This is a genomic window from Streptococcus sp. 53, assembly GCF_013276565.1.
Classification (GTDB): domain Bacteria; phylum Bacillota; class Bacilli; order Lactobacillales; family Streptococcaceae; genus Streptococcus.
In genome coordinates, this window is the sequence record NZ_VMLG01000023.1 from 1 (window position 1) to 12,634 (window position 12,634).

The window sequence follows — 12,634 nt, forward strand, 5'->3', positions numbered from 1 at the left end:
CTATCGTAAAAGATGGTGTGACCTACTATCTAACTGATAAAGTCCTAAAAGACGGCTCTAAACCAGAAGAAGGAACTGTTGTAGAAGGAACTACAGAAGTAACTTATGTTTATGAAAAAGCAGGTTCAGTTCTTGTTCATTACGTTGATACAGAAGGCAATCCACTCCAAGGAACCAATGAAAATCAACAACCAGTGACTCAAACGGTTACGGATACTGATAATGCCAAAGCCGGTTCAGACTACGATACACAAGATCATAAACCAACAAGTATTACTACAGCAGAAGGTAAAGTTTATAAACTGGTTCCTCAAAGTACTAGAGGAAATGAGACAGGCAAGGTTGTCGCAGGACAAACTCTTGAAGTAACTTATGTATACATTCTGGAAAACGCCGTACCAGAGCCTAAGCCAGAGCCTAAGCCGGAACCTAAACCAGAACCTAAACCAGAGCCTAAGCCAGAGTCTAAACCAGAGCCTAAGCCGGAACCTAAACCAGAGCCTAAACCAGAGTCTAAGCCGGAACCTAAACCAGAGCCTAAACCAGAGCCTAAGCCAGAACCTAATCCAGAAAAATCAAATAGTATCCAGCCGGAATCAAAGAAATCAGAAGAAAAACTACCGAATACTGGTACAGAAAAAAATACGAACGTATCAACTATGGGATTACTAGCTATGGTAACAGGATTGGCATTAGGGTTATTTAAGAAAAAAGAAGAATCAGAATAACTCAATCTTTTGATTAGTTATTAGCTGAACTTATAATAACTAAATAGTGACTTCAATCAAATGTCTTAATTATTAAATTAAAATTGATGATTCTGAGCACTTCAAAAAACGCAATGTTAAAATTGAAAACATTGATTTACCAATCTTTTCCGGCTATGTATTTTGATGAACAGGTCGTTTTCAGAGGTGTTTTTGAATTATTGATTGATAAAAACTATTTTAGTGTCATTCTAGCTTCCACGATATGAGATGGAAAATCTTTTCTCCTTTTTGTGAGAGGAGATTTTTCAATTTTTATACTGAAAATAAGAGAGGGAAATATGTCAAGAATTATTACACTGCATTCTTTTACAAAAATACAGCGATATGGTTTTGAAAGTACCCAGTTTTATCGAGCGCGTATAGCAAGATATCTGGGAGTAGATTATCTCCATATTCTGACAAACCCACAAGTTAGACCTGACTGGAAGGTGGTTTTAAAAAAGCTAGGATTTTTAGAAAAAGAACTAATCTGTGTTCCTCATAGTTTTTCTGATATAGGACATGATTCCTTATCGGTTAAGCCTGAAACTCTCAATTTATCAGATAGTGATACGGTTGAACTCACTGCAGATGGTTTTGTCTCTTCTCTTACGTTAGGAGATGGCTCGGGTCGTTACTATTATACAAGTGGCCCTTTCCTTTTTGAAGATTTTAAGGCAAAAGAATTACGCTGGTTTCATAAAGATGGAAATCTAGCACTTGAAGGGCGTTTTATCAATCCATTCAAAGAACCTTCTCCTGTTTCTTTATTTTATCCTGAATATATTTTTCGAAAAGATGGAGTTATTTACTCTGAAGAAGATTTACTTGTCAAATTTTTGGTTGATATAGCTCAGGATACAGACTTAATTATTCGCGATCAACAAAGTATACCAAAGCCTAGTCTATGGAGATATATGGAAAACACGGGTAAGAATTACTATGAAGTGATTCATTCAAATGTTTTAATGAATATGTCACATGCTAATTTAAGGAAAAAAAATAAGTATCTTGTGGCTAGTGAGGAATTAACAGAATCATTACAAACAAAAGGCTATCATTCCACATTCTTAGCTCCTATGTTTTCAGAAAAGTTAGGAGAATTAAGACATATAGGCCCAGTACGAGACTATTGCTTGGTGGGGCATATGGGGGAAATAAAAAATGTTGGACTAGTTATTGAAGCATTTATTGAGTTGTATAAAAAGGGTTCAAATGTTGAGATTACATTTTATGGTGGATCGGAAACAAGAATACAAGAACTTCGTAATCAGTATGATATCCCTCCCACAATTCATCTAAGAGGAGTGGTAGATAATGTTCCTTATAATCTACATCAATGCTATCTATCAGCCAGTTACACTGAATTGTTTGCAAATGCCTGTGTAGAAGCTTTGAGTCATGGCTTGCTAGCTTTGTTATCAGATGTGGACATTGCTCATCGTTTCTATGCAGAACAATCCAGTGCAATCACCTTATTTAGAACAAAGGAAGAGTTAATAGAAAAGATAGAAGAAATGGAACAAGTGGATTTTTGTAAATCAAATGCAGAAAATATCGCCCTAGCATCTCACTATTCACTAGAGACAGTAGCTCAAATATACCGAAAATTACTAGATAGGAATTTCTAGGATGTTGGGAATTCTAGCTATCCTATTGCTCTATTTCTGCTTGATTTCCTGGATTGCCTATCGGAAAAAAGGGAGCGCAGAGGACTATTATCAGGTTAAGAAAGCTGTTCCTGTGACAGTTCTGGCCTTCTCAGTCTTTGCGACCTTACTTAGCCCCATTTCCTTTCTGACTCTGGTGGGGAATTCCTATACAGGCAGCTCCTATCTCTGGTTTGCCCAGTGTGGCATCTTTCTAGCCATCCCACTGGCTCATCGCTACTTTCTGCCCCTCTATCAAAAGGGAAACTACGAGACAGCCTATCATCTTTTAGAGGATAAGTTTCAATCGGCTGGCATTCGTTCACTGGCTTCAGGACTTTTCATCCTCTATCAGTTGGGGCGAATAGCAGTGGTGACCTACTTGTTGTCTCAGGCCTTAGCGCCCTTTATCCCTATCAATCAGCTGGTTTTGTCAACTTTACTTCTTCTCTTGACGGTCTATTATCTGGCAAGGGGTGGTCTCTTGGTTGTGCTATGGATGGACTTCTTTCAAGGTTTGGTTCTGCTGGCTATATTGGCCCTCTTTCTACCAAGAATTGCCCAATCTGGTTTAGTCATGAATAGCAGTCAACAGATATCTCACTTTGCAGAGACGCTGGATGGGAAGACGGTCTTGATCTTAGTTGCAGGAGCAGGTTTTAGTAGCTTGTTTTCCTACGTTTCCTCACAGGATATTGTCCAACGTTTTAATAGCAAAATGGGGCGCCAAAAGATTGGAAAAATCTTATGGCTACAGGGACTCTTGTCCTTTGGGATTGCTAGTTTACTGTATCTGATTGGCTGCTTGATTCGTCAGGAAAATTTTGCCACCACATCGCCCAATCCCGTTCTTATTGCCTATGCTCGGGAAGGTCTGGTGCCTTGGTTTGGTAGTTTCATCCTGCTGGCTCTTTTGGCAGCAGGCCAATCGACAGTTTCATCCAGTATGAATGCAATCGTGACCTGTTTGAAGTTGGATTTTGCTTGGTCAAAGATTCGCTGGTCGCCAAGCCTCCTATCCTTTGTCTTAGCAGGTCTGTCCTGGCTCCTCTGCCTCTTGCTCATGAATGCAGAAATCTACTCCATCTACGAATGGATTAACGGCTTTATGGGTCTGACTTTAGGTGTGATTGGTGGTTTGTACCTCTTGATCTTACTCCTCAAAAGACCGAACTTACAGTTAGCCAAAATCTATCTGGTCTTTAGTCTAGGAGCCTTGCTTATCTATCATTACAGTGGCTTTTTTGCCAACCCCAATCCCTGGTTAAATAGCATCATCACTACCCTATCTGCCCTTTTTATCTCAATTCTAGGAAGACTATATGAAAGCAACATCTAAACCCATAGCCGTCATTTTGATCCGTTCTGGGTCACGCGGCTTAGTGGATAAAAATATCAAACCGCTTGCAGGCAAACCCTTGGTTTTCTATACCATCGAAGTCGCTCTAGCCTCCAAGCTATTTAGTGACATCTGGGTCTCCTCAGATTCACTAACTTATCTAGAACTCTGTCGTCAAGCCTATCCAGAGATTCGTTGTGTCCACAGACCAAAAGAGTTGGCTTTGGCAACAACCTCTAGCTTAGAAACCTTACGAGACTTTTTACAGCCCTTTGAGGAAGAGCAGGTCTTTGTGAATCTACAGGTGACCTCACCCCTGAGAGAGGTGGAGCACCTCATCGAGTCCTACCAACTCTACTGTCAGTCTGGTGCCGACCATCTGATTTCCTGTGTCAAGGCGGACAAGAGTCGTAGTCTTTTCTTGCAGTTGGAGGAGTCACCTTTTATCCGTCCGCCTAAGGTTTCCAAGCACTATGCTCGGCAGAAAGAGCCTGTCTATTACTATCCAAACGGTAGTATCTGGATTTCTCGCAAGGACAGATACCTACGAGATGAGACCTTTTACACAGATAAGACAGTAACCTATGAAATGCCTAAACTCTATTCTTATGATATCGACGATGCCTTGGATTTTGAAGTCGTTGAGACCTTGTTACACCATCACCACCTAGGAGAATCAAAGAGATGAAAAATCTTATCATTGCCACAACGCCCTTGCAGGCTAAAATTGCCCAGCATATCAAGGGATTTTATCCTGAACAGGACTTTGTCAGTCTTTATGTCAGTCCTGTTAAAAATGCCCGTCAGGAGCATTATGCTAAGAATTTTGACCATGTTTACTATCCTAAGGACGCAGAGGACTTGACTCAGATTTGTCAGGAACTGGCGGGAGACTATGATATTATCTTTTATGCTAGTTTTGACAATAGCTTGATTCTGGACTTGGTTGCTAGTTCCTCCTACCAGCATCTCATGAGTTTTGATGATGGCTATGCGGATATTTACCCCTTGGGCATGTATGCTTGCCCTCTCCATCCTAGTCAGGTAGGCTCTTTGGGCTTGACCAGAGATGACTTGATTGAGCGGACGGAAAAGCACTATACCCTCTATCGCAGTGACTACCATATCGTAGCTAGAGAAAAGCTTGTTTATCTGGAGCATTTTTTTGCCCTGCCACAAGCACCCGTCTCAAATGGTAAGACGGTCAAGGTCCTGCTGGGACAAAAGTTCTCTGAGGAGGATGACCAAATCTCCATCCGTTTTATCAGTACCTATGCTAAGGCTTTGGCAATTGACCTCTATCTCCCCCATCCCAAGGAAACCTTCCATATTCCAGATGTAACTTACTTGGCTACAGATTTAATCTTTGAAGATGTCCTAGCCCATCTTTTTCAAGAATACGAGTTTGTTCAGGTCTACCATTTTACTTCATCAGTCAGTCTCCACTTACAAGACATGCCTCATGTGACTATCATAGGCATTTCCCTCCCCTACTATGAGGCCCGTCAAAATGAATTGCGCCGATTGGGTTGTCAGTTTGAAACGATTCCACTTGGCTGGTAACTTAAAGTAAATAACTTGCACCCCTTATTCTAATATTTTTCCATTTTAATAGTAGTCGATAAGTTCCCTTGAGTCACTTGTTTTCTCCCGTTTTAAAGTGACTCAGGGTGCTTTTTTTGATATAATAAAAAGGACTGTTATCAGTTAGAAAGAGGTTGGTATGAAAGAATTACAAACTGTACTAAAGAACCATTTTGCAATCGAATTTGCAGACAAAAACTTACTGGAGACTGCCTTTACTCATACGAGTTATGCCAATGAGCACCGCCTCTTAAAAATTTCACACAATGAACGCTTGGAATTTTTAGGAGACGCTGTTCTACAGTTATTGATTTCAGAATATCTGTATAAAAAATATCCTAAAAAGCCTGAGGGTGACTTGTCTAAACTCCGTGCCATGATTGTCCGTGAGGAGAGTTTGGCTGGTTTTGCGCGTGATTGCCAGTTTGATCAGTTTATCAAGCTGGGTAAGGGGGAAGAAAAGTCTGGTGGGCGCAATCGTGATACCATTCTTGGTGATGCCTTTGAAGCCTTTCTTGGTGCCCTCCTTTTGGACAAGGATGTGGCCAAGGTTAAGGAATTTATCTATCAAGTCATGATTCCTAAGGTTGAAGCAGGCGAATTTGAGATGATTACAGACTACAAAACCCATCTCCAAGAGTTACTTCAGGTCAATGGCGATGTGGCTATTCGTTATCAGGTGATTTCTGAAACAGGTCCTGCCCACGATAAGGTTTTTGAAGTAGAAGTTCTTGTTGAGGGTACGAGTATCGGTCAAGGTCAAGGTCGTTCTAAGAAATTAGCAGAGCAGGAAGCTGCCAAAAATGCCGTTGAGAAAGGGCTGGATTCATGTATTTAAAGGAAATCGAAATTCAGGGATTCAAGTCTTTTGCTGATAAGACTAAGGTCGTCTTTGACCAAGGTGTGACGGCAGTCGTTGGTCCCAATGGATCTGGAAAGTCTAATATTACAGAAAGTTTACGTTGGGCCCTGGGGGAGTCAAGTGTTAAGAGTCTCCGTGGGGGCAAGATGCCAGATGTCATCTTTGCCGGAACAGAGAGTCGTAAACCGCTCAATTATGCTTCTGTAGTTGTGACTCTGGATAATAATGATGGATTTATCAAGGATGCAGGTCAAGAAATCAGGGTAGAACGCCATATCTATCGTAGCGGAGATAGCGAATACAAGATTGACGGCAAGAAAGTCCGTCTGCGTGATATTCATGACCTTTTCTTGGATACTGGTTTGGGACGAGATTCCTTCTCTATCATTTCCCAAGGGAAGGTTGAGGAGATTTTCAACTCCAAGCCTGAAGAACGCCGAGCTATTTTTGAAGAAGCTGCAGGAGTTTTGAAATACAAGACTCGTAGAAAAGAAACAGAGAGTAAACTGCAGCAAACTCAGGATAATCTGGACCGTCTTGAGGACATTATCTACGAGTTGGATAATCAAATCAAGCCTCTTGAGAAGCAAGCTGAGAATGCCCGTAAGTTTTTAGACTTGGAAGGTCAACGCAAGGCTATTTATTTAGACGTGCTAGTTGCTCAAATCAAGGAAAATAAGTCTGAAGTAGACTCGACAGAAGAAGAGTTGGCTCAGGTTCAGGAACTCTTGACTAGTTATTACCAAAAGCGTGAAAAATTAGAAGAAGAAAATCAGAATCTCAAGAAGCAACGCCAAGATTTACAGGTTGAAATGACCAAAGATCAAGGCAGTTTGATGGATTTGACTAGCCTGATTAGTGATTTAGAGAGAAAATTAGCCCTATCGAAACTAGAATCTGAGCAAGTAGCCCTGAATCAACAGGAAGCACAAGCCCGTTTGGCTGCTTTAGAGGATAAGAGAGATTCACTCAGCAAAGAAAAATCTGATAAGGAAAGCTCTTTAGCACTTTTAGAGGAAAATCTAGTCCAAAATAATCAAAAACTCAATCGTTTAGAAGCTGAATTGCTAGCTTTTTCAGATGATCCTGATCAGATGATTGAGCTCTTACGTGAACGCTTTGTGGCCCTTCTACAAGAAGAAGCCGATGTCTCAAACCAGCTGACCCGCATCGAGAATGAGTTGGAAAATAGCCGTCAGCTTTCTCAAAAGCAAGCAGATCAACTAGAAAAGCTGAAAGAACAACTGGCTACAGCTAGAGAGAAGGCTAGGCAGGAAAATGCTGAGCTTGAAACAGCCAAGGAGCAAGTTCAGAAATTATTGGCAGATTACCAGGTCTGTGCCAAGGAGCAAGAGGAACAGAAAACTTCCTATCAAACCCAACAAAGTCAACTCTTTGACCGTCTGGATAATCTCAAAAACAAGCAGGCTAGAGCCCAAAGTTTGGAAAATATCCTTAGAAATCACAGTAACTTTTATGCAGGTGTTAAGAGTGTTCTCCAAGAAAAAGCCCGCCTTGGTGGAATTATTGGTGCAGTCAGTGAGCACCTGACCTTTGATGTGCATTATCAAACTGCCCTAGAAATTGCGCTTGGAGCCAGCAGTCAGCATATCATCGTAGAAAATGAAGAGGCAGCAACCAAGGCGATTGATTTCCTTAAACGAAACAGAGCCGGTCGTGCAACCTTCCTTCCTTTGACCACTATTAAGGCGCGTACGATTTCTAATCAGAACCAAGATGCTATCGCTGCAAGTCCAGGATTTTTGGGCATGGCTGATGAGTTAGTTACTTTCGATACTAGACTGGAAGCTATTTTCAAGAACTTACTAGCTACGACGGCTATCTTTGACACCGTAGAACACGCGCGTGCAGCAGCTCGTCAAGTTCGTTATCAGGTTCGCATGGTGACACTGGACGGGACAGAGCTACGCACAGGTGGTTCTTATGCAGGTGGTGCCAATCGCCAGAATAACAGCATCTTCATCAAGCCAGAACTGAAGCAATTGCAAAAAGAAATTGCTGAAGAAGAAGTAAGCTTACGTTCAGAAGAGGCGACTTTGAAGACCTTGCAAGATGAGATGACTAGATTGACAGAAAGATTAGAAGCAATCAAATCTCTAGGAGAGCAGGCTCGTATTCAGGAGCAGGGCTTATCCCTCTCTTATCAGCAAACCAGTCAGCAAGTTGAAGAGTTAGAAACTCTTTGGAAACTTCAAGAAGAGGAATTAGATCGTCTTTCTGACGGAGATTGGCAAGCGGATAAGGAAAAATGTCAAGAGCGCCTTGCTACAATCGCAAGTGACAAGCAAAATATGGAAGCTGAGATTGAAGAGATTAAGTCTAACAAAAATGCCATCCAAGAACGTTATCAAAACTTGCAGGAAGAGGTAGCGCAAGCTCGCCTGCTTAAGACAGAACTGCAAGGACAAAAACGTTACGAAGTTGCAGATATTGAACGTTTAGGCAAGGAATTGGACAATTTAGATATCGAGCAAGAGGAAATCCAGCGCCTTCTTCAAGAAAAGGTTGACAATCTTGAGAAGGTTGATACAGAATTGCTCAGTCAGCAGGCCGAAGAAGCCAAAATGCAGAAAACAAATCTCCAACAAGGTTTGATTCGCAAGCAGTTTGAGTTGGATGATATAGAAGGTCAACTGGATGATATTGCCAGTCATTTGGACCAGGCTCGCCAGCAGAATGAGGAATGGATTCGCAAGCAAACACGTGCTGAAGCTAAGAAAGAAAAGGTTAGCGAGCGATTACGCCATTTACAAAGCCAATTAACAGACCAGTATCAGATTAGCTATACTGAAGCACTAGAAAAGGCACATGAGTTGGAAAATCTCAATCTGGCAGAGCAAGAGGTGCAGGATTTAGAGAAGTCTATTCGCTCACTGGGGCCTGTCAACTTGGAAGCTATTGACCAGTACGAAGAAGTCCACAATCGTCTGGATTTCCTAAATAGCCAGCGAGATGACATTTTGTCAGCGAAAAATCTGCTTCTTGAGACTATCACAGAGATGAATGATGAGGTTAAGGAACGCTTTAAATCAACCTTTGAGGCTATTCGTGAGTCCTTTAAAGTGACCTTCAAGCAGATGTTTGGCGGAGGTCAGGCTGACCTGATTTTGACTGAGGGAGACTTGCTGACAGCTGGGGTTGAGATTTCAGTCCAACCACCAGGAAAGAAAATCCAGTCGCTTAATCTCATGAGTGGTGGGGAAAAAGCCTTATCAGCTCTTGCCTTGCTCTTCTCCATTATTCGTGTCAAGACCATTCCATTTGTTATCTTGGATGAGGTAGAGGCTGCGCTGGACGAAGCCAATGTTAAGCGTTTCGGGGATTACCTCAATCGATTTGACAAGGACAGCCAGTTTATCGTCGTAACCCACCGTAAGGGAACCATGGCAGCGGCTGATTCCATCTATGGAGTGACCATGCAAGAGTCAGGTGTCTCAAAAATTGTTTCGGTTAAGTTAAAAGATTTAGAAAGTATTGAAGGATGACAATTAAACTAGTAGCAACGGATATGGACGGAACCTTCCTAGATGGGAATGGGCGCTTTGATATGGACCGCCTCAAGTCTCTCTTGGTTTCCTATAAGGAAAAAGGGATTTATTTTTCAGTAGCTTCGGGTCGAGGATTTCTATCCTTAGAAAAATTATTTGCTGATGTTCGTGACGATATTATTTTCATTGCGGAAAATGGCAGTTTGGTAGAGTATCAAGGTCAGGACTTGTATGAAGCGACTATGTCTCGTGAGTTTTATCTGGCAACTTTTGAAAAGCTGAAAACGTCACCTTATGTAGATATCAATAAATTGCTCTTGACGGGTAAGAAGGGTTCTTATGTGCTAGATACGGTTGATGCAACCTATTTGAAAGAGAGCCAGCACTATAATGAAAATATCCAAAAAGTAGCGAGTTTGGAAGCTATCACAGATGATATTTTCAAATTTACAACCAACTTCACAGAAGAAACGCTAGAAGCTGGTGAATCTTGGGTCAATGAACATGTTCCTGGTGTTAAGGCTATGACAACTGGCTTTGAATCCATTGATATTGTTCTGGACTATGTCGATAAGGGTGTGGCTATTGTTGAATTGGCTAAAAAACTTGGTATCACAATGGATCAGGTTATGGCTTTTGGAGACAATCTAAATGATTTGCATATGATGCAGGTTGTGGGACATCCTGTAGCTCCTGAAAATGCACGACCAGAAATTTTAGAATTAGCAGAGACTGTGATTGGTCACCATAAGGACCAGTCGGTTATAGCTTATATGGAGGGCTTATAATGGCAGATATAAAATTGATTGCATTGGACTTGGATGGAACCTTGCTGACTACTGATAAAAGGTTGACGGATCGAACCAAGGCAACTTTGAAAGCTGCGCGTGATCGTGGTATCAAGGTCGTATTGACAACTGGTCGTCCCTTAAAAGCCATGGATTTATTTCTCCATGAGTTAGGGACTGACGGCCAAGAAGATGAGTATACCATTACCTTTAATGGTGGATTGGTTCAGAAAAATATAGGTGAAATCCTTGATAAAACAGTCTTTTCATATGATGATGTAGCACGCTTGTATGAGGAAACAGAGAAATTATCACTGCCTCTTGATGCCATCTCAGAAGGAACTGTTTATCAAATCCAATCGGACCAAGCAAGTCTTTATGCCAAATTTAATCCAGCTTTGACTTTTGTTCCAGTTGACTTTGAAGACCTATCTAGTCAAACGACTTACAATAAGTGCGTGACTGCCTTTGCTCAAGAACCCTTGGATGCAGCCATTCAGAAGATTTCTCCAGAATTGTTTGACCAATATGAAATCTTCAAATCACGTGAAATGTTGCTAGAGTGGTCACCAAAGAATGTTCATAAGGCAACAGGTTTGGCAAAACTAATCAGCCATCTTGGAATCGACCAAAGCCAAGTCATGGCTTGTGGTGACGAGGCCAATGACCTTTCTATGATTGAATGGGCAGGGCTCGGTGTTGCCATGCAAAATGCTGTTCCTGAAGTCAAGGCAGTCGCAAATGTAGTGACACCAATGACTAATGATGAAGAGGCTGTCGCCTGGGCTATCGAAGAATATGTGCTAAAGGAGAACTAAGATATGGGATTATTTGACCGTCTATTCGGAAAAAAAGAAGAACCTAAAATCGAAGAAGTTGTAAAAGAAGCTCTAGAAAATCTTGATTTGTCTGAAGATACTGAGACTGCCCTTACAGAAGCTGAGGAAGTTTCTCAAGAAGAAGCAGAAGTTGAAATTGTTGAACAAGCTGTGCTCCAAGAAGAGGAAAATCAAGAGACAGTTGAAGAGAGTCAGGATTCAGAGTCAGTTGTAGAAGTTTCTCAAGAAGAAGTCGAAGAATTGCCAAACTCAGAAGAAGTCTCAGAGGAAGAGAATCCTGAATACGAAGAAGCTGTAGAAGAAAATAATTCTGAAGTTCTTGAACCAGAAACTACTCAAGAAGAAGAAACTGTTCAGGAAAAATATGACCGCAGTCTCAAGAAAACTCGCACAGGCTTCGGTGCCCGCTTGAACGCCTTCTTTGCAAATTTCCGCTCTGTTGACGAAGAATTTTTCGAGGAACTGGAAGAACTGCTGATCATGAGTGACGTTGGTGTCCAGGTGGCTTCTAATTTAACTGAGGAACTACGCTACGAAGCCAAGCTTGAAAATGCCAAGAAACCTGATGCACTTCGTCGTGTCATCATTGAGAAATTGGTTGAGCTTTATGAAAAGGATGGAAACTATGATGAAAGTATCCACTTCCAAGATGGCTTGACAGTCATGCTCTTCGTCGGTGTGAATGGTGTTGGGAAAACAACTTCTATTGGGAAACTAGCTCACCGCTATAAACAAGCTGGTAAAAAGGTCATGCTGGTTGCGGCAGATACCTTCCGTGCAGGAGCAGTAGCCCAGCTTGCTGAATGGGGCCGTCGTGTTGACGTTCCAGTTGTGACTGGACCTGAAAAAGCTGACCCAGCCAGTGTGGTCTTTGATGGTATGGAACGAGCTGTAGCAGAAGGAATTGATATTCTCATGATTGATACTGCTGGTCGTCTGCAAAATAAGAATAACCTTATGGCCGAGCTAGAAAAGATTGGTCGTATCATCAAACGTGTTGTGCCAGAAGCGCCGCATGAAACTTTCTTGGCTCTGGATGCATCAACAGGTCAAAATGCTCTTGTACAGGCCAAGGAATTTTCAAAAATTACCCCTTTGACAGGAATTGTCTTGACTAAGATTGATGGAACTGCTCGAGGTGGTGTTGTTCTAGCCATCCGAGAAGAACTCAATATTCCTGTAAAATTGATTGGTTTTGGTGAAAAAATCGATGATATTGGAGAGTTTAATTCAGAAAACTTTATGAAGGGTCTCTTGGAAGGCTTAATCTAATCAGAAACAAAAATCCTGCAAGGAACAAACTTGCAGGAAATTT

The 12,634-nt window shown here is 41.6% G+C and carries 10 protein-coding genes; all 10 read left to right on the forward strand.

All coding sequences use genetic code 11. From position 1 onward, the window contains the following. A partial coding sequence (locus tag HT722_RS07385; RefSeq protein ID WP_173278375.1) for an LPXTG cell wall anchor domain-containing protein occupies positions 1-728 on the forward strand: 728 nt, incomplete at its 5' end. Between the two features lie 320 nt (positions 729-1,048). Then, positions 1,049-2,380 carry a glycosyltransferase gene (locus tag HT722_RS07390; protein WP_173278377.1) on the forward strand — a complete coding sequence of 444 codons (1,332 nt, stop codon included), beginning with the start codon at positions 1,049-1,051 and terminating at the stop codon, positions 2,378-2,380. A 1-nt stretch (position 2,381) separates the two neighbouring features. Then, entirely contained in the window at positions 2,382-3,737 is a 1,356-nt protein-coding gene (locus HT722_RS07395; protein WP_173278393.1) for a sodium:solute symporter, read from the forward strand. Next, positions 3,721-4,425, forward strand: coding sequence for an acylneuraminate cytidylyltransferase family protein (locus HT722_RS07400; protein ID WP_173278394.1), 705 nt, complete (start codon positions 3,721-3,723; stop codon positions 4,423-4,425). The genes HT722_RS07395 and HT722_RS07400 overlap by 17 nt, the downstream gene beginning before the upstream one ends. Beyond that, positions 4,422-5,300, forward strand: a complete 879-nt coding sequence (locus HT722_RS07405; RefSeq protein WP_173278396.1) for a glycosyltransferase family 52 — start codon at positions 4,422-4,424, stop codon at positions 5,298-5,300. The genes HT722_RS07400 and HT722_RS07405 overlap by 4 nt, the downstream gene beginning before the upstream one ends. 160 nt (positions 5,301-5,460) lie before the next feature. Further along, positions 5,461-6,159 carry a ribonuclease III gene (rnc, locus tag HT722_RS07410; protein WP_049522435.1) on the forward strand — a complete coding sequence of 233 codons (699 nt, stop codon included), beginning with the start codon at positions 5,461-5,463 and terminating at the stop codon, positions 6,157-6,159. Beyond that, positions 6,150-9,689 (forward strand): chromosome segregation protein SMC, encoded by a 3,540-nt coding sequence (gene smc, locus HT722_RS07415; RefSeq protein ID WP_173278399.1) that lies wholly within the window; start codon positions 6,150-6,152, stop codon positions 9,687-9,689. The genes rnc and smc overlap by 10 nt, the downstream gene beginning before the upstream one ends. Beyond that, positions 9,686-10,480: an HAD family hydrolase gene (locus tag HT722_RS07420; protein WP_173278401.1), complete on the forward strand. Its 795-nt coding sequence runs from the start codon at positions 9,686-9,688 to the stop codon at positions 10,478-10,480. Before smc ends, HT722_RS07420 begins: the two co-directional genes overlap by 4 nt. Beyond that, positions 10,480-11,298, forward strand: coding sequence for a Cof-type HAD-IIB family hydrolase (locus tag HT722_RS07425; RefSeq protein WP_173278403.1), 819 nt, complete (start codon positions 10,480-10,482; stop codon positions 11,296-11,298). Before HT722_RS07420 ends, HT722_RS07425 begins: the two co-directional genes overlap by 1 nt. Positions 11,299-11,301: 3 nt before the next feature. Then, positions 11,302-12,591 (forward strand): signal recognition particle-docking protein FtsY, encoded by a 1,290-nt coding sequence (gene ftsY, locus HT722_RS07430; protein WP_173278405.1) that lies wholly within the window; start codon positions 11,302-11,304, stop codon positions 12,589-12,591. Positions 12,592-12,634: the final 43 nt, after the last annotated feature.